Genomic DNA, 25,708 nt, shown 5'->3' with positions numbered 1-25,708 from the left:
GGAATAACGAGCACCGCTGAGTGTCTGGTTTTCCGCGTCATCGTTAACGACCATCGCGAGCAGGCTCGCTCCTACAGGTGGTCGTTCTTCCTTTCGAGCACCTTCACGATTCTCGGCACCACACTGAAAATCACCAACGCCAACACCGTACTGAACACCGCCGTCGCCTCCCTGCCCAACCCGGCGGACACGCCGATGGCGGCGGTCATCCATAAGCCGGCGGCGGTGGTCAGGCCTTTGACGTGGCCTTCGTCGCCTTCCTGGTTTTTGAGGATGGTGCCGGCGCCGAGGAAGCCGATGCCGGCGATGACGCCCTGCACGACCCGGCTCATGGCATCGGCCTGGGAGCCGGACATCTGTGGCACCAATACGAACAGCGCCGCGCCAAGCGCCACCAGCATGTGGGTGCGCACTCCGGCCGCCTTGCCCTTGCTCTCGCGCTCGAAGCCGAGAATGCCACCCAGGCTCGCGGCGATCAGCAGGCGCACGGTGATGCGTGTCAATTGCGAGGCGTCTGCGATGTCAGCGAATTCGGCTTGCAGGGTCACCCAGACTTCGTGCCACCAGGCGTTCATGGCGTGGTCCTTGAAAAGGTCATGGAGGGTGGACAGCGCCGACCATTAATCGGTTGCACAGAACGATGGCCGCCGGGCGTGCCCTAACACTGTAGATCCCGCTGAAAGAAGGACATCTCCATGACCGTGCGCATCGAAAACCAGACTTGCTTCTTTACCACCGAAGACGGCGAAGAAATTCGTCTGTGCACCGACGTCACCATTGTCACCGACGCGGAAAAAGCCATGTCTGCGGTGGACATCAACGGCCAGCACATTTACATCACCGAAGCTGAAGCCGACGCATTGACCCTCGCTGGCGCGGTCGACGGTCGCCGACACCTGAAGGCGACGGACAGTGATTCGGTGATTTGACTGACCCGGATCAACATCGGCCGCAAACACCTGATATAGCCGCCCGCGTCCCGTTGCGAAAGGTGCTTCAACTTGCCGCAGGGGAGCACGCGGCACTCATCTGATCCTGTTTTTATTGCAATACCTGAGTCTGTTATGCAAACAGATGGCCGCTCATAGTGCTCATGCCTGATGGAGGCTGATGAGCGAAAGACCATGAGCGAGAGAATCCCCGTCCGAACCGTAGAAAGCGCCCCGACCGTAAGAATCCATGAACCTTCACGCCCGAAGGTGAAGGTCAAGACCAGTGACAACCTGATCCATACCCGTAGCTTCACCGGTTTGTTCCGCACCCTGCGCATGAGCGGTGCCGGTTTTCTGTTTCTGCTGTTCTTCGGCACCGTGTGGTTGAACTGGGGTGGCCGCCAAGCGGTGCTCTGGGACCTGTCCGAAAGCAAATTCCACATCTTCGGCGCGACGTTCTGGCCCCAGGATTTCATCCTGCTCTCGGCCCTGCTGATCATTGCCGCGTTCGGGCTGTTCGCGATCACCGTGTTCGCCGGCCGGGTCTGGTGTGGCTATACGTGCCCGCAAAGCTCCTGGACCTGGATCTTCATGTGGTGCGAGAAAATCACCGAGGGCGAACGTAACCAGCGCATCAAACTGCAAGCCGCGCCCTGGGGCTTGAACAAACTGATGCGCCGTTCGGCCAAGCACACGCTGTGGCTGGCCATCAGCCTGCTGACCGGACTGACCTTCGTCGGCTACTTCACGCCGATCCGACCGCTGGCCGAAGAACTGCTGACCTTGCAACTGAGTGGTGTCAGCCTGTTCTGGGTGCTGTTCTTTACGGGTGCGACCTACATCAATGCCGGCTGGCTGCGTGAGGCGGTGTGCATGCACATGTGCCCCTATGCGCGGTTCCAGAGCGTGATGTTTGACAAAGACACCCTGACCATTTCCTACGACGTCGCCCGTGGCGAGAACCGTGGCCCGCGCAAGCGTGAGGTCAAACCGGCGCAAGTCGGGCTGGGAGATTGCATTGATTGCCAACTGTGCGTGCAAGTGTGCCCAACCGGCATCGACATCCGCGACGGCTTGCAGATGGAGTGCATCGGCTGCGCCGCCTGCATCGACGCCTGTGATTCGATCATGGACAAAATGGGCTACGCTCGCGGGCTGATCAGCTACACCTCGGAGCATCAGTTGCAAGGTGGCAAGACTCACCTGTTGCGGCCACGGCTGATCGGCTACACCGCCGTGCTGTTGGTGATGATCGGCGCTTTGGTGCTGGCCTTGGTCGAACGACCCATGGTGTCGCTGGACGTGAGCAAGGACCGCGGCCTGTTCCGCGAGAACAGTCAGGGGCAGATCGAAAACATCTACAGCCTGAAAGTGATCAACAAGACCCAGCAGCGCCAGGACTACCACCTGACGCTGGTCGACGGCGACGGTTTCCAGTTACAGGGCAAAACCGAACTGAGCCTGGCGCCCGGCGAGATCGTCGATGTGCCGGTGTCGGTGGCAATGACGACGGAACGGCCGGAAAGCAGCTCGAAAAGCATCAGCTTCAAAATCGTCGACAGCGACGAGCCCGGCATCTACAGCGTGGCCAAGAGCCGGTTTGTGGCGCCAATGAACCGTTGAGCCTTTAAGATGCACACCTTTGTGGTCAGGGAACAAGCGCCCTGGCCACAGTCATTCGATTCGATTCCATCGCGGGATACCGATGAAACGCTACGAAAAATTCGCCGATGACATCGCTGAACTGATCCGCTCCGGCGTTCTCGGCCCCGGGCAGCGCGTGCCATCGGTACGCTACGCCAGCCAGACCTACGGCGTCAGCCCCTCCACGGTGTTCCAGGCCTACTACCTGCTTGAGCGCCGCGGCTTGATCCGCGCCCGGCCGCGCTCCGGCTATTTCGTCAATGCCCATGCACCGCGGCCGTTTTCCGAGCCGGAGATCAGCAGCCAGGTCAACGAATCGACCGAAGTCGATGTCAGCGAACTGGTGTTCTCGGTCCTCGATTCGATCAAGGACCCAAACACCGTGCCCTTCGGCTCGGCGTTCCCCAGCCCGACCCTGTTTCCATTGCAACGGTTGTCACGGTCGCTGGCCAGCGCCAGTCGCGCGATGGACCCGCGCATGGTCGTGACCGACATGTCGCCGGGCAACCCGCAGTTGCGTCGGCAAATCGCCCTGCGCTACATGGTCGGCGGGCTGATGCTGCCCATGGAAGAACTGCTGATCACCAACGGCGCACTGGAAGCACTGAATCTGTGCCTGCAAGCCGTGACCCAACCCGGCGACCTGGTGGCCATCGAAGCCCCGGCGTTCTATGCCTGCCTGCAGATTCTCGAACGACTGAAACTCAAAGCCGTGGAAATCCCGGTGCATCCGCGCGACGGCATCGACCTCGGCGTGCTCGCACAAACCCTGGAACGTCACCCGATCAAGGTGTGCTGGTGCATGACCAGTTTCCAGAACCCCATGGGCGCCACCATGCCCGAGGCGAAAAAACAGGAACTGGTGGAGCTGCTGCGTAGCCATCAAGTATCGCTGATCGAAGACGATGTCTACGCCGAGTTGTATTACGGTCAACAGGCACCGAAACCGGCCAAGGCGTTTGATACCGAAGGCCTGGTGATGCATTGCGGCTCCTTCGCCAAAAGCCTTGCTCCCGGTTATCGCATTGGCTGGGTGGCCGCCGGCCGCTACGCGCAAAAAATCGAACGCCTGAAGCTCATGACCTCGCTTTGCGCCTCAATGCCGGCTCAGGCCGCCATCGCCGACTACCTGCAGCACGGCGGCTATGACCGGCACCTGCGCAAACTGCGGTACGCGCTGGAAGAACAGCAAAGCGCGATGCTCGCAGCCATTGCCCGCTATTTCCCGGCACAGACTCGCGTCAGCCAACCGGCGGGCGGCTACTTTTTATGGCTGGAATTGCCGGAGCAGATGGATTCGCTGAAGTTGTTTCAGATGGCGTTGGCCCAGGGCATCAGCATTGCGCCGGGGCCTATATTCTCGCCGACCCAAAGGTTCAGGAATTGCATTCGATTGAATTACGGGAGCCCGTGGAACGAGGCTGCGGAAAAGGCGATGGAGACGTTGGGCCGGATTGTCAGGTCCTTCTGACGTTCAGATGTCGCTTGAAAGGACGCTATCGCGAGCAGGCTCGCCCCCACAGGGCGACTCGGTCAATTGTGGGAGCGACAATCCAGAGGTCTAACGTCCACCGCCCAAATCAACGAAAGTCCCGGTTGCATAGGACGCCTTGTCCGACAGCAACCAGACAATCGCCTCCGCCACTTCGTCCGGACGCCCGCCCCGGGCCATGGGTATCGCCGACTCGAGTTTGCTGACCCGATCAGGATCGCCGCTCAGCGCATGGAAATCGGTATAGATGTAGCCGGGACGTACGGCGTTGACACGAATGCCTTCGCCGGCCACTTCCTTGGACAGGCCAATGGTGAAGGTGTCGAGTGCACCCTTGGACGCGGCGTAGTCGACGTATTCGTTGGGCGCGCCCAGGCGGGCGGCGACCGAAGACACATTGACGATGCTGCCGCCCTGCCCGCCGTGCTTGGGCGACATGCGCAGAATCGCGTGCTTGGCGCACAGAACGGGTGCCAGCACATTGGTCTTGAGGGTTCTGAGGATACGGAATTCGGACATTTCGTCGACACGGGACTTGTGTCCCACGGTGCCGGCGTTGTTCACCAGTGCGGTGACCCGGCCGAGCTCGGTATCGACCCGGTGAAACAACGCGATCACTTCATCTTCGATGCTGACATCGGCACGCACGGCGATGGCTTCAGCGCCCAGTGCGCGGACTTTATCCAGCACGCTCTGGGCCGCTTGTTCATCAGACTGATAGTTGATGCAGATCCGGTACCCTTGTTCGGCGGCCAACAGGGCTGTGGCGGCACCGATGCCGCGACTGCCGCCGGTGATAACAATGACTTTGTCCATACAAGCTTTCCCCGTTTCAAGCGTAAGCGAACCGGGGGGAAGGATAACCGTCCTCTTCGGTTTTTGCATGGGTCTGTTGCCATTCGATATGGCGAGGGAACGAGTTCCCTCGCCACCGATCAGACGACGGCCGATTGCTCCGAACGGTGAATTTCCACGATGAAACGCTCGGCCGGCAATGGATGCCCGAGCAGGTAACCCTGCAATGAGTCGCAACCGAGTTGGGTCAGGAAGTCCTGTTGCATCCCGGTTTCCACGCCTTCGGCGACGATCCGCAAGCCCAGCGCCTGGCCCAGGGCGACAATGGCGGAAACGATGGCGGCGTCGTCGCTGTCACGCTCCAGATCCCGCACAAAACCGCGGTCGATCTTCAGTTCGTTGGCCGGCAGACGCTTGAGATACATCAAGCTGGAATAGCCGGTACCGAAATCATCGATGGACAGGTCAACGCCCATGTCCGACAGCGCCTGGAGCACCGTCATGCTCGCATCGGCATCGCTCATGGCCGTGGTTTCAGTAATTTCCAGGGTCAGGCTGTTGGCCGGCAGTTGGTGCGTGGTCAGCGCCTTGGCGACACTCTGTACCAGGCCGACATGGCAGAACTGCATGGCAGAAAGGTTCACTGCAATGCGCCAGTCGGTGTAGCCGAGCACGTACCACTCACGCATCTGGCGGCAGGCTTCATTGAGCACCCAGTCGCCAATCGGAATGATCAGCCCGGTCTTTTCGGCGAGTTGGATGAACTTGTCCGGCAGCAACATGCCTTGCGTCGGGTGCTGCCAGCGCAACAACGCCTCGGCACCGACCGGCCGACCCGTGCCGGCGTCGAACTTGGGCTGGTAGTGAAGGCTGAATTCGTTCCGGTCCAGCGCGTTGCGCAGGTCTTGCAGCAGTTGCAGCTGCTTGCGCGCGTTGCTGTTCATCGAGGCATCGAAAAAGCTGTAACCGTTTTTGCCTGCGCCCTTGGCGTGATACATCGCCGCATCGGCATTCATCAGCAACTCATGGACGGTCTGGCCATTGCCCGGATAGAGCGCAATGCCGATGCTGGCAGAGATCTGCACGTCATGTTCGGCGACCCGGAACGAACGGGCGATCAATCCGACCTGGCGCGCCGCCAGGCCCATGGCATCGATCTGCTCACCCAGTTGCACCAGCAGCACGAACTCATCGCCGCCGATTCGCGCCAGGGTGTCCTGACTACGCAGTTCTTCACGCAAACGCAGGCTGACCTCGCGCAACAACAGGTCACCCATATGATGACCAAAGGCATCATTGACCGGTTTGAAGCCGTCCAGATCGATGAACATCAACGCAAAACAACCGCCCTCGGCGTCCACCCTGGACATCGCCTGCTCGATGCGATCGGCCAGCAGGACCCGATTCGGCAAGCCCGTCAGGGTGTCGTGCAGGGCCAGTTGGGTAAGTTCGCGGTTGGCTTCGGTCAGCGACTGGGCAAGGCCAGCGGTGCGGGCCTCCAGCCGCGCATCGAGGATCGATGTCAGCAAGGCAATGCTCAACACCGCCAGGGTGGTGATCAGGACGAGGTTGTCCAGGCCTTTGCCATTCAAGCCATTGACGGCAGCGCCGCAAAAGCTGCCATCCGCGAAACGCGCAGCCGCCATGCCGGTGTAATGCATGCCAACGATGGCAATCCCCATGATGACTGCCGCACCGCCACGGATCAGGCGCACATACGGCGCGTGCTGGCGCAGGCGGAATGCGATCCATAGCGCCGCACCGGAGGCGCCCGCCGCGATCAGCAGCGATGCGCTGAACAGCGTCGGGTCGTAATCGATACCAGGCTGCATGCGCATGGCCGCCATGCCGGTGTAATGCATGGCACTGATGCCGGTCCCCATCGCCACTGCGCCGAAAGCCAATTGCCAGGCCGGCAGTTGCGGCTGACTGACCAGCCACAGCGCAAAGCCGCAAGACAGGATGCCGATCAACAGCGACAACAGCGTCAAGGTGAGGTCGTAGCCCAGGTCGATGGGCAATTTGAACGCGAGCATGCCGATGAAATGCATCGACCACACGCCAATGCCCATGGCAAAAGCACCACCCGCCGTCCATAAATGCACGGCCCGTCCCTTGGCCGTGGCAATGCGTCCGCTCAAGTCGAGGGCCGTGTACGAAGCGAGAATCGCGACACAAAGGGAGATGATAACCAGGGTGGGGGAATAACTGCCGATAAGCATGAGACTTCTCGCCAACACCCTCCGTAATGGAATTCATTCTCGGCAGGGCAAATCCGGCGATTGTACTGATTCCAATTGAGAACGCACTCACAAAATTAGCAAAAGGCCAGCAAGTCGATGAAACGCTTGTTCGACCTCTCTCCACCTGTGCCTACAGGCATTGCCTTACCGGTTTTCGCTCACTTGAAGCTGGCCATCCCAGCCGCCCCCCAACGCCGCAATCAACTGCACGCTGGCAATCAAGCGACTTTGCAGCAGGCTCAGGTTGCTGCGCTCATTGTTCAGGGCCGCCGCCTGGGTCACCACCACATCGATGTACGCGATCAACCCGGCCTTGTATTGGTTCTGGGTCAAACGCAAAGACTCACGGGCAGCATCCAGTGCCTGATGACGCACGACCGCTTCGTCTTGCAGCACCTTGAGTTGAACCAGGTAATTTTCCACTTCACGGAAACCGTCGAGCACCGTCTGGCGGTACTTGGCCACGGTTTCATCGTAGGCCGCTTCGCTGCGGTCCACTTCCGCCGAACGCTGGCCACCGTCGAACAAGGTCATGGCCAGTTGCGGGCCGACCGACCAGAAACGGTTAGGCAGGCTGATCCAATTGGAGTACGTGCTGCTGCTGTAACCGCCATTCAGGCTCAGCGTCAGGTCCGGGTAATAGGCCGCCTTGGCCACACCGATGTTGGCGTTGGCAGCCATGACCGAACGCTCGGCGGAGGCAATGTCCGGGCGTCGTTCAAGCAATTGCGAAGGCAGGCTCAGTGGCACTTGCGGCAATGCCGGGATGCTGTTGATTTCCACCAGACTGAACTCGGCGGGCGGCAGACCGACGAGTACCGCAATGGCGTTTTCGAACTGGGCACGCTGCCAGATCAGATCGACCATGTCTGCCTCGGTACCCTTGAGTTGCGTCTGCGCCTGAGCCACCGCGTCCTTGCCGGAAACCCCGGCGCGGTACTGGTTCTCGGTCATTTTCAGCGAACGCTGATAGGCCTCGACGGTCGCTTCCAGCAGACGTTTCTGCTCATCGATCACGCGCAATTGCAGGTAGTTCTGCACCAGTTCCGACTGCTGGCTCAGGCGCATCGCCGCCAGATCGGCAAAACTGGCCTCGGCGTTGGCGGTGTCGGCTTCCAGGCCACGGCGCAGTTTGCCCCAGACATCCGCTTCCCAACTCACGCCCGCCTGGGCGGTGTAGGTGTCGCGAATGCCGCTGGAAGAACTGGTCAGGCTGGAATTGCTGCTGCCGGTGCCCTGGCTTGAACGGTTCTTGCCGACGGTCAGGTCCACCGTCGGGAAAAAAGCGCCTCGTGCGCTGCGCACCAGGGCCTGGGCCTGGCGATACTGGGCTTCGGACTGGGCCACGGTCTGGTTGGACGCATTGAGTTTCTCGACCAGCCCATTGAGTTGCTGATCACCGTACAACTCCCACCACGCGCCGCGCGCCAGGGAATCGCTGGGATTGGCCTGACGCCAGCCGGCGGCTTCCTTGTACTGCGCCGGCGAGGCGGTTTGCGGGCGCTGGTAATCGGGGCCGACGGCGCAGGCACTGAGCATCGCCACGCACAGCGACAGGCTCAACAAACGCGAGCCTCGAGCCGCGATCATCGGTGCAGTCAGGTTGTAAAGCGAACGGTCAGTCATAGCGGAGTTTCCAGAGCAGCATCGGTACGCACCCCACGCCAATGGTTGAAGCGATGGCGCAGCTTATCGAGATAGAGGTAAACCACCGGGGTGGTGTAAAGGGTCAGCACCTGACTGAAGATCAGCCCGCCGATAATGGTCAGGCCCAGTGGCTGGCGCATTTCGGCCCCTTCGGCACGACTGAGCAACAATGGCAAGGCTCCGAGGATCGCCGCCAGTGTAGTCATCAGAATCGGCCGTAAACGTTGCAGACAGGCGTTGCGGATCGACTCCAGCGGCGCCATGCCTTGCTGGCGTTCGAGCTGCAGGGCCAGGTCGATCATCAGGATGGCGTTTTTCTTGACCACGCCGATCAGCAGGAACAGGCCCAGCAACGAGATCAGGCTGAACTCCCCGCCCAGGGCATAGATCGACAGCAACGCGCCGACCCCGGCCGAGGGCAAGGTCGACAGAATGGTCAGCGGATGGATGTAGCTTTCATACAGCACACCCAATACCAGGTAAACCGCCACCAGTGCGCCAAGGATCATGAACGGCTGGCTCTTCTGGGTAGCGGCAAAGGCATCGGCGGTGCCGGCCATTTTCACGATCACGTCCTCCGGCATCCCCAGCCTGGCAATCGCCCGCTCGATGGCCGCCGTGCCCTGCTCCACCGTGACCCCCTCGGCCATGTCAAAGGAGATGCTTTCGGAAGCGAACTGGCCTTCGTGGCTGACCCGGTCATCTTCCAGGCTGTTTTCGTAGTGAGCGATGGTCGACAACGGAATCCGCGCACCGGCAGCGGTAATCACCTGAACCTGCTTGAGGGTGATCGGGTCCTGGGCGTATTTCGGATTGACCTCCATCACCACCTGGTACTGGTTGAGGCTGTCATAGATGGTGGAAATCTGCCGCTGACTGTAGGCGTTATTCAGCACCGCCGTGACCATGTTCATGTCGACCCCCAGGCGCTTGGCCTGGTCGCGGTCGACAATCAAGGTCACTTGCTGGGCGCCACGGCCTTCACGGGCGTCAATCGCGGTCAGCTCCGGCAAGGCCCTCAGCGCCGTGACGACTTTCGGGTACCACTGGCGCAACTCGCCAAGATCAGCGCTTTGCAAAATGTAGGAATACTGCGAGGTGGTCTGCTCGCGACCACCGCCGAATTGCAGGTCCTGGTCGGCCATCAACATCAGTTGCGCCCCGGCAACCTTGGGCATTTCCTTGCGCAGACGTTCGATGACTTTCTGCGCCGAAATATTGCGCTCCTTGATCGGTTTCAGACGCACCAGCATGAAGGCGTTATTGGTGCCGTTGGTGCCACCGATGAAACCGGCAACGCTTTCCACCGCTTCGTCCTTGAGCACGGCGCGGCGGAAGGTCTCCATTTTCGGCTGCATCACGCTGAACGACAGGCCGTCATCGCCACGCACAAAACCGATCAACTGGCCGGTGTCCTGTTGCGGCATGAAGGTTTTCGGCACGACCACGTACAGCGCAACGTTGACGCCAACGGTCACCAACAGACTCAACAAGGTCAACCGACGATGACGCAGGACCCAGTCGAGGCTCGTCGCGTATTTTCCGACCAGCCATTCGTTGGCCTGCCGGCTCCGGCGCTGCAGCCGGTTTTCCTGGCCCGGCACATGGGGCTTGAGCCAACGGGCGCAAAGCATCGGCGTGAGCGTCAGCGAGACCACCAAGGACACCACGATCGACGCCGCCAGGGTGATCGAGAACTCGCGAAACAGGCTTTCGATGATCCCGCCCATGAACAGGATCGACAGGAACACCGCCACCAGCGACACGTTCATCGACAGCAGGGTGAAACCGACTTCCTGGGCACCGAGGTACGCGGCCTTCATCGGCGGCACACCTTCATCAATGTGCCGGGAAATGTTCTCCAGCACCACAATGGCATCGTCCACCACCAGCCCGGTGGCCAGAATCAGCGCCATCAGCGACAGGTTGTTCAGCGAGAAGCCATAGAGGTACATCACCGCAAAGGTGCCGACCAGCGACACCGGTACCGCCAGGGTCGGAATCAGCGACGCACGGAAGTTACCGAGAAACAGGAACACCACCAGAATCACCAGGGCCACGGCGATCAACAGGGTCATTTCCGCTTCGTGCAATGTGGCCTTGATCACCGGCGAGCGGTCCATGGCCAGGTTCAGTTTGACGCTGGCCGGCAGCACCGCCTGCAACGCCGGCAACTGGGCCTTGATCTCGTTGACCGTCTCGATGATGTTGGCGCCGGCCTGCCGGTTGATGACCAGCAATACCGCCGAATCGTTGTTGAAGAACCCGCTGTTGTAGCGGTCTTCGACGCCGTCGCTGACCTTGGCCACATCCTTCAGGCGCAAGGCTGCTCCGTCGGCGTAGTGAATGATCAGCGATTCGTAGTCTTTGGCTTTCTCCAGTTGATCGTTGGCCTGGACCTGCCACAAGCGCTGGCTGTCCTCCACCGAGCCCTTGGGCCGGCGCACGTTGGCATTGGCGATGGTGTTGCGCACATCGTCCAGCGCCACGCCGTACTGATTGAGCGCCTGAGGTTCGAGTTCGATGCGCACCGCCGGCAGCGAACTGCCGCCGATCTGGACCTCGCCGACCCCCTGCACCTGGGACAGGCTCTGGGACAGGATGGTCGATGCCAAGTCATAGAGCTGGCCTTTTTCCAGCACATCCGAGGTCAGCGACAGCACCATGATCGGCGCCTGGGACGGGTTGACCTTCTTGTAGGTCGGCATGCTGCGCATACCGCTGGGCAACAGGTTACGCGAGGCATTGATCGCCGCCTGCACTTCCCGCGCGGCGCCGTTGATGTCGCGGTCGAGGTCAAATTGCAGGATCACCCGGGTCGAGCCCTGGCTGGAGCGACTGCTCATGGTGTTGACCCCGGCGATGGCGCCGAAGGAACGCTCCAGCGGCGTGGCCACGGTGGACGCCATGACCTCCGGGCTTGCACCAGGCAGGCTGGCCTGCACCACGATCACCGGAAAGTCCATTTGCGGCAGCGGAGACACCGGCAACAAGCCGAAGCTGACACCGCCCAGCAGCATGATCGCCAGGCTCAGCAACATGGTCGCGACCGGACGCTTGATGAAAGGACCGGAAAGGTTCATGGCTGCTCTACCGCTTCCACGGATTCAGGCGTGCGGCCCCAGCGCCGACCGAGGCGATCGAAATACAGGTAGATCACCGGCGTGGTAAACAACGTCAGCACTTGGCTGACCAGCAAACCGCCCACCATCACCAGGCCCAGCGGCTGGCGCAATTCCGCCCCCGATCCGGTGGCCAACATCAGGGGCACCGCACCAAACAGGGCCGCCAGGGTGGTCATCAGGATAGGCCGGAAGCGCAGCAAGGCCGCCTGGTAGATGGCCGTTTCCGGGTCCATGCCCTGATTACGCTCGGCGTCCAGGGCGAAGTCGATCATCATGATCGCGTTCTTCTTCACGATGCCGATCAGCAGGATGATGCCGATGATCGCGATCATGCCCAGGTCATTGCCGCTGAGGATCAACGCGAGTAACGCGCCGACTGCCGCCGAGGGCAAGGTCGAGAGAATGGTAATGGGGTGAATGTAGCTTTCGTACAGCACGCCCAACACGATGTACATGGTCACCACCGCCGCCAGAATCAGCAGCAAGGTACTGGACAGCGACGCCTGGAAAGCCTGGGCCGCGCCCTGGAACTGGGTCTGCACGCCAATCGGCATGCCGATGTCCTTCTGCACCTGTTCGATGATCTGCACTGCATGCCCCAGCGCCACGCCGGGCGCGAGGTTGAACGACATCATCACCGCCGGGAACTGGCCGATATGGGTGATCGCCAGTTGCGCCTGGCGCTCTTCGATGTGCGCCAGGCTGGACAATCGCACCTGACCGCCATCGGTGGTCTTGACGTGGATCTGCTCCAGCGCCTGCGGGCCGATCTTCTCCCCGGACTGCGATTGCAGCACCACACGGTATTGGCTGGCCTGGGTATAGATGGTGGAAATCTGCCGCTGGCCGAAGGCGTCGTACAGTGCATCGGTGATGTTCGACACCGAGACCCCGACCCGCGATGCCGCATCCCGGTCGATCACCAGATAGATCTGCAAGCCCTTGTCCTGCAGATCACTGGCGACGTCTGTCAGCTCCGGCCGTTGCGCCAAGGCCTCGACCAGCCGCCCGCTCCACAGGCTGAGCAGTTCGGAGTCCGGCGACGACATGCTGAATTGATATTGCGTCCGGCTGACACGATCCTCGATGGTCAAATCCTGCACCGGCTGCATGAACAGGCGAATGCCGACCAGTTTGTCCAGCTCCGGTTGCAGTCGGGCAATCACTGCCATTGCGCTCAGGTCGCGCTCGCTGTGGGACTTGAGATTGATCAGCAACCGACCGCTGTTGAGCGTCGAGTTGTCGCCATCAACGCCGATATACGATGACAGGCTTTCAACCGCCGGATCGGCCAGGATCACCTTGGCCAGTTCCTGTTGACGTTCGCTCATCGCGGCAAAGGAAATCGACTGCGGCGCCTCGGAAATCCCCTGGATCACCCCGGTGTCCTGTACCGGGAAGAAACCCTTGGGCACGACCATGTACAGCAATACCGTCAGCGCCAGGGTGGCGATGGCCACCAGCAGGGTCAGTGGCTGGTGCTTGAGCACCCACTGCAACTTGCGCCCGTAGGCCGCGATCATCCAGTCGATGAACGCGCCACTGGCGCGATAGAAACGGCCTTGTTCTTCTTCCCTGGGTTCCCGCTTGAGCAACCGCGCGCACATCATCGGCGTCAGGGTCAGGGACACCACCAGGGAAATCAGGATCGCCACCGACAGGGTGATGGCGAACTCGCGGAATAGCCGCCCCACCACGTCCGCCATGAACAGCAGCGGAATCAACACCGCGATCAGCGACAACGTCAGGGAAATCAGGGTGAAACCGATCTGCCTGGCGCCCTTGAGCGCCGCATTCAACGGACTGTCGCCCTCTTCGATAAATCGGGAAATGTTCTCCAGCATGACGATCGCATCGTCCACCACGAAACCGGTGGCGATAGTCAGGGCCATCAGGGTCAGGTTGTTGACCGAGAAGCCTGCGAGGTACATCACGCCAAAGGTACCGATCAGCGACAGCGGCACGGCCACCGACGGAATGATCGTGGCGCTTGCCCGACGCAGGAACAGGAACGTCACCATCACCACCAGCGCGATGGCGATCAGCAACTCGTGCTGCACGTCCTTGACCGAGGCACGGATGGTCTGGGTACGGTCTGTCAGCACCGTCACGTCGAGGCCGGCCGGCAGGTTGTCGGTGATGCTCGGCAACAAGGCCTTGATCCGGTCAACCACCTCGATGACGTTGGCCCCGGGCTGGCGCTGGATATTCAGCAGCACCGCCTGGTTTTCGTTGGCCCACGCCGCCAGGCGTTCGTTCTCGGCACCGTCGACGATCTCGGCCACGTCCTTGAGACGCAATGGCGCGCCGTTGGCGTAAGCCAGGATCAGGTTGGCGTAGTCCTTGGGCGACGTCAGTTGATCGTTTGCATCGAGCATCGAAACCCGGGTCGGGCCATCGAAGTTGCCCTTGGGCTGGTTGACGTTGGAGGCGCCGATCAGCGTGCGCACGTCCGACAGGTTCAGGCCGTTGGCCGCCAGGGCCTCGGGGTTGACCTTGATCCGCACCGCCTGGCGCTGGCCGCCGGCGATGCTGACCATGCCGACGCCGCTGATCTGGGCGATTTTCTGTGCCATGCGCGTGTCGACCAGGTCATTGAGCTTGGGCAACAGCATGGTCTTGGACGTGATGGCCAGGGTCAGTACCGGGGTATCGGCCGGGTTGACCTTGTTATACACCGGCGGTGCCGGCAGATCCTTGGGCAGCAGGTTGGTCGCGGCGTTGATCGCGGCTTGCACCTGCTGCTCGGCGACGTCCATGTTGATGTCGAGGCTGAAACGCAGGGTCAGCACCGAGGCGCCGCCGGAGCTGGTGGACGCCATTTGCGTCAGGCCGGGCATCTGTCCGAACTGCCGTTCAAGTGGTGCGGTCACGGCGCTGGTCATGACGTCCGGGCTGGCGCCGGGATAAAGGGTCATGACGCGGATGGTCGGGTAATCGACCTGGGGCAATGCCGAGACCGGCAACAGTCGATAAGCGATCACGCCGGCCAGAATAATGGCCAGCATGCTCAGGGTGGTCGCTACCGGGCGAAGGATGAACAGCCGCGAGAGATTCATGCGCCGCCCTTTTTCGCCTTGTCGGTGGTCTGCTCAGTCGCGCTGGCCGCCGATTTGCCTTGCAGGTGGCCGGCCGGGCTGGTCGGTACGTCCTCGGGGGTGTTGACCACTTCCACGTCGCTGCCGTCTTTCAGGCGATCGGTGCCCTCCAGCACCACGCGATCACCTGCGGAAAGACCTTCAGTGACCACGGTATTTACACCGTCACTGGCACCGATTTTCAATTGGCGAATCTTGACCTTCTTGTCGCCGTCCAGGGCATAGACGAACGTGCCATTGGTGCCGAACTGGATCGCCGCGGAAGGCGCGAGTACCACGTCTTTGAGGGTGTCGGCCAACAGCCGCACATTGACGAACTGGTTGGGGAACAGCGACTGGTCGCGGTTATCGTAGCGGGCCTTGAATTTCAGGGTGCCGGTGGTGACGTCGATCTGGTTGTCCAGGCTCTGCAACACGCCGGTGGCCTGCAGTTTGGTGTCACCGCGATCCCAGGCCTCGGCCGGCAGCTTGGCGCCGCTGCGATAGCGGGCCAGTACGACCTCAAGGCTGTTTTCCGGCAAGGTGAAGGCCACGCTGATCGGTTGAGTCTGAGTGATGATCGCCAGCGCCGTGGTGTCGTTGGCTGCGACAAGGTTGCCGACGTCCAGTTGCCGCAGACCGACGCGCCCGGCGATCGGTGCGCGGATCCGGGTGAATTCCAGATTGAGCTTGGCGTCGTTGACCGCCGCCTGATTGGTCTTGACCGTGCCCTGGAACTGTCCCACCAGCGCTTCGGCGGTGTCCAGGGTTTGCTTGGCGATGCTGTCTTCACGGTACAGGCCACGATAACGCTCGACGTCCACCTGGGCGTTTTTCAATTGAGCCTGGTTCTGCAGCAAGGTGCCTTCGGCCTGGAGCAAGGCGTTCTGGTAGGGGCGCGGGTCGATCTCGGCCAGCAGATCGCCAGCTTTGACCATCTGCCCTTCTTCGAAATAGATCTTGACAAGCTCACCGCCAACGCGGCTGCGCACGTTGATGGTATTGAGCGCCGTGACAGTGCCCAGCGCCTTGTAGTACAGCGGGAAGTCGCCCTTGACCGCGGGAGCCACTCGCACCGGAACCGGCCCGGTCGCACCGCCGAACCCTGGACGCATCGCGCCTGACTTGCCCGTGTGTCCGGCAACGGCTTTTTGACCCGCAGCGTCTTTCGGCACAGCGCTGCCGGGCCAGAATTTCCAGCACAGACCAGCGATGACCAACAGGACAAGCAGGCCAAACAGCCAGCGACGAGGACTACGGGGGGCGGAGGATTGCATTGAGTGATCAACCATTAGGCGCGTGGGCTTCTTTTACATGAGGCTGAACGATAAGCACTGGCGGGTTTTAAGCAAAGCGCCTTTACCGGCAATTTACTTTCGGCTTACGTATCAGGAGATTTATCCAAGACACTGAAACACAAATGAAAACGGCCTGGGGAGGGCCAGGCCGTTAACAAATGTAAACGCAGGCTTATTTCAGTACAGCAAGTGCCGCTTCGTAGTTCGGTTCTTCAGCGATTTCCTTGACCAGCTCGCTGTGCAGGACGTTGTCGTTCTCGTCCAGCACCACCACGGCGCGGGCAGTCAGGCCTTTGAGCGGGCCGTCAGCGATGGCAACGCCATAATTCTGAATAAACTCGGCACCGCGCAGGGTCGACAGGTTCTGTACGTTTTCCAGGCCTTCGGCGCCGCAGAAACGGGCCTGGGCGAACGGCAGGTCAGCGGAGATGCACAGCACCACGGTGTTGGCGACGTCATTGGCCTGGGCGTTGAACTTGCGCACGGACGTGGCGCAGGTCGGAGTGTCGACGCTTGGGAAGATGTTCAGCACTTTGCGCTTGCCGGCGAAGTCCTTCAGGGAGACGTCGGACAGATTGCCGGCAACCAGGGAAAAGGCTGGCGCCTTGGAACCGGCTTGAGGCAGTTGGCCGTTGACTTGAACCGGGTTGCCTTTAAGAGTGACTTGAGCCATGAACGGAGTCCTTCTGAACGTTGTGGTAGAGAAATTTGAAGAGGTCGAAGTTAACCACGAAATTGTCGGACGACCTACTCTGGATACAATTTGTGAACAGTCGTCGAGCAATCTGAAATCCGGCGCTTGCACAATCACCACAAAACCCTGTGGGAGCCCGGCTTGCCCGCCCCAATAGGCAATCGCCCTCCCCAGCCGCCCCCGGACTCATTAAGAAATACGAGCATCGACTTCGTAGGCGATTTATTTTGCAACAGTGTCGATTTGGCCCTCCGCCGTACGACTATAAATTGACTCACTCAAAACCAGCGGAGATCGAAACCATGCGATTCATGATCATCATCAAAGCCAGTCAGGACTCCGAAGCCGGCGTCATGCCCAGCAACGAATTGCTGACCGCCATGGGCAATTACAACGAAGAACTGGCCAAGGCCGGCATTCTCGTCGCGGGCGAAGGCCTGCACCCCAGCAGCAAAGGCGCCCGCGTGCACTTCTCGGGCGACAAGCGCACGGTGATCGACGGCCCCTTCGCCGAAACCAAGGAACTGATCGCCGGCTACTGGCTGTGGCAGGTGAAATCCAAAGAAGAGGCCATCGAGTGGGTCAAGCGCTGCCCAAATCCGATGCCCGGCACTGAAGCCGAGATCGAAATCCGCCAGGTGTTCGAAATGGAGGATTTCGGCGAAGAGTTCACGCCGGAACTGCGCGAGCAGGAAGAGCGGGCGTTTGGGCATAAGAAGTGCTGAATATTTGTGCCTGAGCAGGTAACGACGATTCGTGCGATCACGTCCCGAGTATTTCCAGTCTCAATGGACGTGATCGAATGCTCGGCGATCACCTGCTAGACGGGATACTCATGTCGGTTTCTAAACATGACATAAAGAGGATCCAGCTCTGACGCGGTAGGGAAAACCACAATGTAGTCGTCAAAATGGACACCTTCGTTATTGCCCAAGGGCGTCAGAACCGGGACGGGAGGAGATTCAACAAACAGCAACGAACGTGATTGTTGCCAGTTCCCAGGTTTGTTGTTTTCAAGAGAAATCTCGCCGGCCCAGGAAATCGTAACCGGCGCTGCGCCATCAGCAGTAAAACTGTACGCACTCACTCCCTGGCCTGGATAGGCCGGCCTCACCCGCACTTTGGGAGTTGAGTGTCCAGACAAAGACGCAGTGACGAAAACCTGCGACATGGAACTGACACCCTGCATGCCCAGGAGCGAGGTGCCAGGTGTGGCGGTAATGACGGCAGAACTCATCCTGAATGGGATCTCTATCTCCGCCCTGCTCCGTGCCAGTGCTTGCCAATCCATACCTTCGATAGGCACCAGTTCTGACAACGGCGTGCTAAGGCCGTAAATCTGGGCATCTGCACGACTGGAAAATCCGAAATGCAGCACAGGAGCGCACTGGGTGGCGAGTGGAGCACCAGTGGTGTTCTGCCATGAAAATTGAGCCACCGCCGAGTTATTCTGACTTGAAGCCGGGTTTATTATTGGCGGCACGCCATGCTTTGACTTCTTTCAGGATGCCTTCGGGGCTGTCTTCCTGACCTTCTCTTGGGTAAAAGATCACATCCGAGCGGTCTGGATGTTCAGGGACTAACTCAAAATGGCTTAAGAGTCTGTCTCGATACTCCTCAAGCGCTCGCCCTTTTAAACTGCTTGTCTGATGAAAAAACTCGCCCAAAAAAGTCAGAAATTCCGCCTCAGTGTAATCCTCGAGTTTTTCTTTAAAAAAGATCATTATGGTTACCTTTATGCAGTTTAATATGACGCTTCAGGGTCATTACCAATAAATTATCCAGATCATAAACAGCGCCATCTTTTGAAATTTCAATTTGATGATGGAGCTCGAATGTCTTCCGCCCTCCGATTTGATCAATCCTCGTGGAGCATGGAGCTGAACCATCTCGCACTCTTTCGATGTTACCTATATTAAATGCGCACTTAGTAATGCATCCACCGCAACAGCCTTCCAAGCAACTGCCATCGTAGATGGTGTGAGTTATTCAGACTTGAAGCCGGGTTTATTATTGGCGGCACGCCATGCTTTGACTTCTTTCAGGATGCTTTCGGGACTGTCTTCCTGGCCCTCTTTTGGGTAGAAGATGACGTCTGAACGGCCTGGGTGCTCTGTGACTTTTTCAAAATGTGTGAGAAGGCGATCCAAATATGCCTCCAACGCTTTACCGTGCAATCCGTCCGGATAAATGCTGAACCCTCGAAGGAAATCCAAAAACTCCGCTTCGGTGTAGTCTTCTAATCTCTGTTTAAAGATCATGATGATTTCTTTCCCGGTGTAGTTGCATATGACGCTGTGGTGTCACAACCGAAATATTATCAATCCCATAAACATCACCGCCCATCGAAACTTCGACATTGTGGTGAAGTTCAAACGTTTTACGTCCTCCACTTTGATCTGCAAATCGTGGGTACGATCAAAGGCCCTCGCGCATCCGCCCTGGTTTGTTATCAGACTTGAAACCGGGCTTGTTATTGGCGGCACGCCATTCCTTAATAACCCTTTAGGACATCCTCAGGTGTACTCACACATCCTTCCTTAGGATAAAAAATCACATCAGAGCGATCTGGATGTTCGGTCACCCATTCGAAATGCTGCACCCCATCGGCGATGAAATTATCAAACGCTTCTACAGACAAGTCGTCTCGTTCCTCATAAAGGCCGCGTAAAAACTCCAAAAATTCAGCTTCTGTGTAGTCTTCAAGTTTCTCTTTGAAAATCATGATTAACTTCCTTGTCCATGAAAATCAACGTACTGCCTTGACATCATTACAATCAAATTTTCCGTTACGAAAACTCCGCTTCGCTGGGCTACCTATACGAAATGGCGAGTTTCGACTTTAATTCGCACTTATTTTCTTTCCGATAATGAAGCGCACTCAAAAAACCACAAACCTGAAATACCAGCACCATTCTCCTCCTCATCAATAGCCGCAATCATCTCGATTAGCGGCAGGATCGAATATCCGAAAACGGAAAACAACGTTATATTTAGACGAATCTACATTCATCAAGCCCGCAATTTACACCCCTGAACAACTGTTCACAAAGCTCAGCCGCTACAGCAAGGTTTTAATCATGATCTTTATCGACCAATGTAAAGACCAAGGTTTTAACTTCCATTGCCGCTGTATATTGAAATACGACCTTCTTGCCTGGAAAAACAACAGGATCCAGCAGATAGGATTCCCATCCACCTGTTTGGCCCATAGGTTCTGGCATTTTGATTGGACCTCTTGATTCCATTGGTTGACCGAAGAGCGCATGCACATCGGACTGGGTCATGGCCATTCTGTAGGGAGCAGGAAGGTCGCCTTTATATTTCACCGTAGTAAGCATTGTTTCAATCAAAGTAAAAAATAAACTATCCAACACTTTAGTTTCATACCAAAACGTCAGCTCTACGCCATCTTCGACCTCAAGATCCAGCCGATCGCACCCAGGATAGAGTTCAAAAAGAGATCTGGCAGGAATGATTCCGCTTGCCAGCAACGACTTATACGTTCGACCAACTCCTGCTATCAGCTCCATTACTTTTACCACATCCATTAGTACCACCCCTGTTGTTTGTGAAGAGCATGTACCTCTCGCGCTCAATCTCGATGTTGCCTTCGTCGAGGTGTGAGTTATTCTGGCTTGAACCCAGGTTTATTATTGGCGGCACGCCATGCTTTGACTTCTTTCAGGATGCCTTCGGGACTGTCTTCCTGGCCCTCCTTTGGGTAGAAGATGACATCTGAACGGTTTGGATGTTCGGTGACCAGCTCAAAGTGCTTGATGCGTTTTAGCATGTATTTATCAAATTCATCCGCAGTCAAATCTCCTCCACCTTCAAAAAGCTCTCTAAGAAACTCCAAAAATTCAGACTCCGTGTAGTCTTCGAGACGTGAGTTTTCTTTCATGGTTGTGTTCCTCCTTTATGCTCTAGAACATGTCGTCTCGGTGTCATTACGACAATATTTTCCATGTCGTAGACCGCTCCTCCTTGCGCAATCTCCACTTGATGATGAAGCTCGAATTTTACTCGACCACCATACTGATCATTCGTGCTCGGGAAGGGCGCAGTACCCTTGCCCATAAATCTCAGATTGGTAGCACTGAATTGAGCACTTAAAATCGTGTCCGCTGCCACCGCCTTCCAAAACGCCTCCCTGAACCGATGAAAATTAGCAAACTCACGCCCTCTTAACTGATCAGCAATCTGCGAAGGTATAGGCGCTCCCTGCGCTCGCGCAGCCTCCCCCAACCATACCCCCGAAACCGCTTTCCCCACTCCGGTCGCAACTCCCGGATCGTCCCGTCGATCACGAAACAGGGCATCCGGCGAAGGCAATTCCATATCCCCCGGAAACCCCGGAATACTCGCACCAATCTCCGCTTCATCAACAGCCGGAAACGTCTCGATTGGCGGTAGGACGGGGATGGTCGGGCTGCCGGGATAAACCAAGGGGTCGGTCGGTGAGATCGGCGATGTCGTCGATCCAAGGTGTTCGCTGGCCGGCGGCACCAAGGGTTTCCATCTGTGGGCCGACGGTATCGGCCAGGGTACAACCGCAGGTACGACGCCAATCCAACCCTCGGCACTGCCAGTGACTTCGCGAGGTATCTGAAGGGGTCCCAGAGCAATACGCTGCTGGGTATTCAACAGTCGATCATGCTGGGAGAACTGGCTGTTAACCGGGTGCTGGATAATCTTGTTCCCCGCTGATCACCTCTGACCCTTTGTGACGAGGTGATTGCCTGTCGGGTGCGCGGGCGCCTCCGGAATTGTCGAACCTTTTTCTCGATAAATCGCGTCTACCGCGTTGGGGCCCTCTCACCACAGATCCTTGAAACCCACCTTTTGCCTTCACGCAGACGGCGGGTTTCGTCGATTCAGCCCCCACACTCACGTCGAAACGGCCGCCAAATACCCCGTTATCTATACAGGTCACCTGGAGCGACTAACGATCAAGCTCCGCACCCCAAGCAGGGAATCCTTGACTACGCTCCATAGTCAGGCCGAATGCAGCAAATGAGCTGCCGTTCCCGGACTGCAAACACTCAATCCGGTTCACTCGAAGGAACGCCCATGACGAACCCGATCAGCCACCGCCACTTTCACGGGTTGAAGCTGCTATTAGCCTTGGCTTTAAGCCTGCCACTGCTGGCTCAGGCCGCCGAACCACTGCCCTCCTGGAACGACGGCCCAGCGAAAAAGAACATCATCGAGTTCGTGCAGGCGGTGACCGATCAAGGCAGCAAGGACTTCGTCAAACCCGAAGACCGCATCGCCGTGTTCGATAACGACGGCACCTTGTGGAGCGAGCAGCCGATGTACTTCGAACTGCTGTTTGCCCTGGAAGAGGTCAAGCGCACCGCGCCACAACACCCGGATTGGAAAACCACCCAGCCGTTCAAGGCGGTACTGGAAAACGATCACAAGGCGCTGGCTGCAACCGGGCTGGACGGCATGATGAAGATCTTCGGTGCGACCCACACCGGCATGACCACCGAGGCCTTCGACGACTACGCCAAGACCTGGCTCAGCCAGGCTCGCCATCCGAAAACCGGCAGGCCCTACACCGAGATGATCTTCCAGCCGATGCTGGAAATGCTCGACTACCTGCGCAGCGAAGACTTCAAGACCTACATCGTCTCTGGTGGCGATACCGGTTTCATGCGCGCCTTCGCCCAGAAGGTTTATGGCATCCCGCCCGAGCAGGTGATCGGCACCACCTTCGTAACAGTGTTTCAGTACAAGGATGGGCAGGCGTCGATCCTGCGCACACCAAAACTGGCCCATAACGACGACGGCCCGGGCAAACCGGAAAGCATCGACGCGGTCATCGGCAAGCGGCCGATTCTGGCGTTCGGCAACTCCGACGGCGACCTGCAAATGCTGCAGTGGACCGCTGCCGGGCCTGGCAAACGCTTCATGGGCCTGGTGCATCACACCGACGCCAAGCGCGAGTGGGCCTATGACCGCGAGTCGCAGATCGGCCGTCTGGACAAGGCCCTGAACGAAGCGAATAAACGTGGCTGGACCGTCGTCGACATGGCGGCCGAATGGCGTCGGATCTATCCGTTCGATGCTGTCTCAACAGAGCCAACGCAATAGATCAACCTGGCTGAGGTGTTCAATAAGGCATCATCGGATAGGGACTGCGCCCGCCCCATCGAAGAATGAACACCTGCCAACAGCACCCTATGCAGTTTTCCATTGCCCACGACCTGGGCAACACAACGCCGCATCACCGATCACAATCGTCATTTGACAGACGCCGACCATCCGGCAAAGCTGCCTCTCGCAGCACGCATGCCTGCTGGAAAACGCACCTGGACCAGGGAAGTCGCAATGCCGAAACATAAAAACAAAGCTGCAACCGCCACCCCTGATTCGCAACCGCCCCTGATCAATCGCTACCTGTTTCCCGTCACCATTGGCGTTTTGCTGCTGGCGGTCGCGGGCATCGGCTGGTTTCTGTTCGGCAACGATCCGGCACCCGTGACCTATGCGCCGATCAGCAAAGCCGCGGTTGAACCGGCCAAACCACAACCTCTACCCGTTGCCCTGGCGCCGGCCAAAATGGTCGATGAGCAACAATGCCAGGGCTGCCACAGCGCACAGGTCAAGGACTGGCAAGGCTCCCATCACCAATTGGCGATGCAGCCAGCCAACGCCGACACCCTGCTCGGCGACTTCAACAACGTCACCTTCAAGGCGGAAAACGAAACCACCCGCTTTTCGCGCAAGGACGACGGCTTTTGGGTCAACACCCCCGGCAGCGATGGCAAGAACGCCGACTTCAAGGTGGCCTACACCTTCGGCATTGCCCCCTTGCAGCAGTACTTGATCGAGGTCGGCGAAGGTCGACTGCAAGCCCTGGGCGTGGCCTGGGATACCGAAAAGCACCGCTGGTTTCATCTGTATCCGGGCCAGGGTGTGACCTTCAAGGACCCGCTGCACTGGAGCAAACCGAGCCAGAACGCCAACTTCATGTGCATCGAGTGCCACACCACCGGTTTCAAGCGTAATTTCGATGCGGCGAAAAATACCTTCGACAGTCAGTGGAACAGCCTCGGGGTCGGCTGCCAGGCTTGCCACGGCCCGGCCTCGAATCACCTGGAATGGGCCGCGAAGAAGACCGACCTGATCCACGCCGGTTTCGCCGTCGATCTCAAGGACAAGAACGCCACCGTCGAAATCGAAACCTGCGCCCGCTGCCACTCGCGCCGCGCACCCTTGGACGACGGCTACACCGTTGGCAAGCGCCTGATGGATGACTACCTGCCGAGCCCCCTGACCCGAGAGCTGTATGCCCTGGACGGCAAGATCAAGGACGAAGTGTTCGAACACGGCTCCTTTGCCCAGAGCAAGATGTTCGACAAGGGTGTGCGCTGCAGCAATTGCCACAACCCGCACAGCGCCGAGCTCAAGGCGCCGGGTAATGGCGTCTGTCTGCAATGCCACAACACCGCCGGCAAGACGACCGTGGAAACCGTCGATGGCAAGGGCCTGCAAGCGAAGAACTACGACTCCATCGAACACACCCGTCACGCCATGGGCCAGCCCGGATCGCAGTGCGTGGATTGCCACATGCCCGGCAAGTTCTACATGGGCAACGACTTCCGCCATGACCACAGTTTCAGCATTCCCAACCCCGAGCGTGCGGCAAGACTCGGCACACCGGACGCCTGCCTGAGCTGTCACCAGGGCAAGGCAGGCGACAAGGTCACCGAGCAGTTCAAATTGTGGAACACCGCCAATGCCAGCCCCGTCCAGGCCCCGCGCTACGACGAAAGCCTGTGGTTGATTCGCAACGGCCAGCCGGGCGCGGCGCAGGCACTCTACGAGCAGCTGCAACGCAGCAACCTGCCGGCGATTCAACGGGCGACCCTGCTCGCTGAGCTGCCGCTGTATCCGAGCGAACAGGCGTTGAAACTGGCGACCAGGGACCTGAGCCATCCGGCTCCGCAAGTGCGTGAAAGCGCGGTCCACGCCATCAGTGCGTTCCTGCCGCCCGAGGAACGCGCCGCGCTGCTGTCGCCGTTGCTCGGCGATCCGGTGAAAGCCGTGCGCATTGCCGCAGCCAGGGACCTGCTCAGCGTGGCTAACACGGGTCTGGGCAGTGCACGGGCCAATTGGGAGGCGGCCATCAGCGAGTACGAAAACGTGCAGAAGAGCCTCGCCGAGCGTGCCGAATCCAACCTCAACCTGGCCATGCTGTATCAGGCCAGCGGACGCAGTGACGAGGTCGAGGGCTTACTGCGAACCGCGCTCAAGCGTGATCCGGGCTTCTACCCGGCCCTGGTGACGCTGGTGCAATGGCTGGAGGCCAATGGCCGCCGTCAGGAGGCGCAGGCGCTCTTGGCGCAGAGCCTGAAAGAGCACCCGGACGCCGCCCTGTTGCAACACACCCAGGGCTTGTCACTGGTGCGCGCCGGCCAGTCCGCCCAGGCCATGCCGTTCCTGCGCAAAGCCGCGCAACTCGAACCGCAGAGTGCGCAGTTTGGCTATGTGCTGGCCGTGGCGCTGCACGACAGCGGCAAAATCGATGAGGCGTGCGCAGAACTGGAACGACTGCTGAAAGTGCAGCCGGCCAACCGCAATGCGCGCCTGGCGTTGATCCAGTACTACCTTAATAACGGCCATGAACCCAAGGCGCAGGTGCTGTTGCAGGGCTGGAAGAAAATGAACATGGGCGATCCGGCGTTGAAGTGATTGGATGGGCTGCTTTGGGGGGGGGGGAGGGGCCCCCCCCCAAAAAAACCCCCTC

Annotated in this window: 21 protein-coding genes and 3 pseudogenes; 7 read left to right on the top strand and 17 right to left on the bottom strand. The window is 59.0% G+C overall.

The genetic code is table 11. The features are described 5' to 3' along the window. Positions 1-71: 71 nt before the first annotated feature. Entirely contained in the window at positions 72-575 is a 504-nt protein-coding gene (locus tag AC1Q6D_RS07740; RefSeq protein WP_103406096.1) for an MgtC/SapB family protein, read from the bottom strand. Positions 576-695: 120 nt separating this feature from the next. Here AC1Q6D_RS07740 and AC1Q6D_RS07735 point away from each other — a divergent pair, with 120 nt between their 5' ends. From AC1Q6D_RS07735 to mapR, 3 genes are all read left to right on the top strand, one after another. After that, complete coding sequence (locus AC1Q6D_RS07735) at positions 696-929, top strand: DUF3203 family protein (protein WP_103406097.1); 234 nt, start codon at positions 696-698, stop codon at positions 927-929. Positions 930-1,124: 195 nt separating this feature from the next. Continuing rightward, positions 1,125-2,555, top strand: a complete 1,431-nt coding sequence (ccoG, locus tag AC1Q6D_RS07730; RefSeq protein WP_103406098.1) for a cytochrome c oxidase accessory protein CcoG — start codon at positions 1,125-1,127, stop codon at positions 2,553-2,555. Between the two features lie 82 nt (positions 2,556-2,637). After that, entirely contained in the window at positions 2,638-4,047 is a 1,410-nt protein-coding gene (gene mapR, locus AC1Q6D_RS07725; protein WP_103406099.1) for a GntR family transcriptional regulator MpaR, read from the top strand. Positions 4,048-4,137: 90 nt separating this feature from the next. Here mapR and AC1Q6D_RS07720 read toward each other — a convergent pair whose 3' ends face one another. From AC1Q6D_RS07720 to tpx, 7 genes are all read right to left on the bottom strand, one after another. Further along, positions 4,138-4,884, bottom strand: a complete 747-nt coding sequence (locus AC1Q6D_RS07720) for an SDR family oxidoreductase (protein WP_103406100.1) — start codon at positions 4,882-4,884, stop codon at positions 4,138-4,140. 119 nt (positions 4,885-5,003) lie between these two features. Next, positions 5,004-7,085 carry a putative bifunctional diguanylate cyclase/phosphodiesterase gene (locus AC1Q6D_RS07715; RefSeq protein ID WP_103406101.1) on the bottom strand — a complete coding sequence of 694 codons (2,082 nt, stop codon included), beginning with the start codon at positions 7,083-7,085 and terminating at the stop codon, positions 5,004-5,006. Positions 7,086-7,250: 165 nt separating this feature from the next. Then, positions 7,251-8,732: an efflux transporter outer membrane subunit gene (locus AC1Q6D_RS07710; protein WP_103406102.1), complete on the bottom strand. Its 1,482-nt coding sequence runs from the start codon at positions 8,730-8,732 to the stop codon at positions 7,251-7,253. Further along, positions 8,729-11,836, bottom strand: coding sequence for an efflux RND transporter permease subunit (locus AC1Q6D_RS07705; protein ID WP_103406103.1), 3,108 nt, complete (start codon positions 11,834-11,836; stop codon positions 8,729-8,731). Before AC1Q6D_RS07705 ends, AC1Q6D_RS07710 begins: the two co-directional genes overlap by 4 nt. Then, positions 11,833-14,937: an MdtB/MuxB family multidrug efflux RND transporter permease subunit gene (locus tag AC1Q6D_RS07700; protein ID WP_103406104.1), complete on the bottom strand. Its 3,105-nt coding sequence runs from the start codon at positions 14,935-14,937 to the stop codon at positions 11,833-11,835. Before AC1Q6D_RS07700 ends, AC1Q6D_RS07705 begins: the two co-directional genes overlap by 4 nt. Then, entirely contained in the window at positions 14,934-16,247 is a 1,314-nt protein-coding gene (locus AC1Q6D_RS07695; protein ID WP_103406105.1) for an MdtA/MuxA family multidrug efflux RND transporter periplasmic adaptor subunit, read from the bottom strand. The genes AC1Q6D_RS07700 and AC1Q6D_RS07695 overlap by 4 nt, the downstream gene beginning before the upstream one ends. Positions 16,248-16,425: 178 nt before the next feature. Continuing rightward, positions 16,426-16,926 carry a thiol peroxidase gene (tpx, locus tag AC1Q6D_RS07690; RefSeq protein ID WP_090469360.1) on the bottom strand — a complete coding sequence of 167 codons (501 nt, stop codon included), beginning with the start codon at positions 16,924-16,926 and terminating at the stop codon, positions 16,426-16,428. A 323-nt stretch (positions 16,927-17,249) separates the two neighbouring features. Here tpx and AC1Q6D_RS07685 point away from each other — a divergent pair, with 323 nt between their 5' ends. Beyond that, positions 17,250-17,672, top strand: a complete 423-nt coding sequence (locus AC1Q6D_RS07685; RefSeq protein WP_103406645.1) for a YciI family protein — start codon at positions 17,250-17,252, stop codon at positions 17,670-17,672. A gap of 95 nt (positions 17,673-17,767) precedes the next feature. Here AC1Q6D_RS07685 and AC1Q6D_RS07680 read toward each other — a convergent pair whose 3' ends face one another. The 9 genes and pseudogenes from AC1Q6D_RS07680 to AC1Q6D_RS07640 form a co-directional block, all read right to left on the bottom strand. Then, a complete protein-coding gene (locus tag AC1Q6D_RS07680) occupies positions 17,768-18,385 on the bottom strand; it encodes an S-type pyocin domain-containing protein (protein WP_146041539.1) in 618 nt (205 codons plus the stop codon). 7 nt (positions 18,386-18,392) lie between these two features. Continuing rightward, entirely contained in the window at positions 18,393-18,671 is a 279-nt protein-coding gene (locus AC1Q6D_RS07675; protein WP_103406647.1) for a bacteriocin immunity protein, read from the bottom strand. Then, complete coding sequence (locus AC1Q6D_RS07670; RefSeq protein WP_371919941.1) at positions 18,658-18,843, bottom strand: pyocin-S2/colicin E7-DNase domain-containing protein; 186 nt, start codon at positions 18,841-18,843, stop codon at positions 18,658-18,660. Before AC1Q6D_RS07670 ends, AC1Q6D_RS07675 begins: the two co-directional genes overlap by 14 nt. A gap of 89 nt (positions 18,844-18,932) precedes the next feature. Beyond that, a complete protein-coding gene (locus tag AC1Q6D_RS07665; RefSeq protein WP_103406648.1) occupies positions 18,933-19,208 on the bottom strand; it encodes a bacteriocin immunity protein in 276 nt (91 codons plus the stop codon). Then, a pseudogene (locus AC1Q6D_RS07660) lies at positions 19,198-19,350 on the bottom strand (pyocin-S2/colicin E7-DNase domain-containing protein); the annotation flags it as partial. The gene AC1Q6D_RS07665 and the pseudogene AC1Q6D_RS07660, both read right to left, overlap by 11 nt. A gap of 15 nt (positions 19,351-19,365) precedes the next feature. Continuing rightward, positions 19,366-19,672: pseudogene (locus AC1Q6D_RS07655) on the bottom strand (bacteriocin immunity protein). A gap of 349 nt (positions 19,673-20,021) precedes the next feature. Further along, a complete protein-coding gene (locus tag AC1Q6D_RS07650) occupies positions 20,022-20,498 on the bottom strand; it encodes a DUF6392 family protein (protein ID WP_103406649.1) in 477 nt (158 codons plus the stop codon). Between the two features lie 77 nt (positions 20,499-20,575). Next, complete coding sequence (locus tag AC1Q6D_RS07645; protein WP_103406650.1) at positions 20,576-20,851, bottom strand: bacteriocin immunity protein; 276 nt, start codon at positions 20,849-20,851, stop codon at positions 20,576-20,578. Then, on the bottom strand, positions 20,848-21,456 hold the full coding sequence (locus tag AC1Q6D_RS07640) for a pyocin-S2/colicin E7-DNase domain-containing protein (RefSeq protein ID WP_256590399.1): 609 nt from the start codon (positions 21,454-21,456) through the stop codon (positions 20,848-20,850). The genes AC1Q6D_RS07645 and AC1Q6D_RS07640 overlap by 4 nt, the downstream gene beginning before the upstream one ends. Before the next feature lie 78 nt (positions 21,457-21,534). Here AC1Q6D_RS07640 and AC1Q6D_RS07635 point away from each other — a divergent pair. The 3 genes and pseudogenes from AC1Q6D_RS07635 to AC1Q6D_RS07625 form a co-directional block, all read left to right on the top strand. Continuing rightward, positions 21,535-21,657: pseudogene (locus AC1Q6D_RS07635) on the top strand (DUF6124 family protein); the annotation flags it as partial. Positions 21,658-22,020: 363 nt separating this feature from the next. Further along, the gene (locus AC1Q6D_RS07630; protein ID WP_103406651.1) at positions 22,021-23,049 is read left to right on the top strand and encodes an HAD family hydrolase; all 1,029 of its coding nucleotides are present in this window, start codon (positions 22,021-22,023) and stop codon (positions 23,047-23,049) included. Positions 23,050-23,286: 237 nt separating this feature from the next. Continuing rightward, positions 23,287-25,653 carry a tetratricopeptide repeat protein gene (locus tag AC1Q6D_RS07625; RefSeq protein WP_103406652.1) on the top strand — a complete coding sequence of 789 codons (2,367 nt, stop codon included), beginning with the start codon at positions 23,287-23,289 and terminating at the stop codon, positions 25,651-25,653. The last annotated feature ends 55 nt before the right edge of the window (positions 25,654-25,708 follow it).

The sequence above is a fragment of the Pseudomonas sp. MT92 genome (assembly GCF_058792515.1).
The sequence above is the reverse complement of the archived record's forward strand: the minus strand, read 5'-3'. Positions and strand labels throughout refer to the sequence as shown.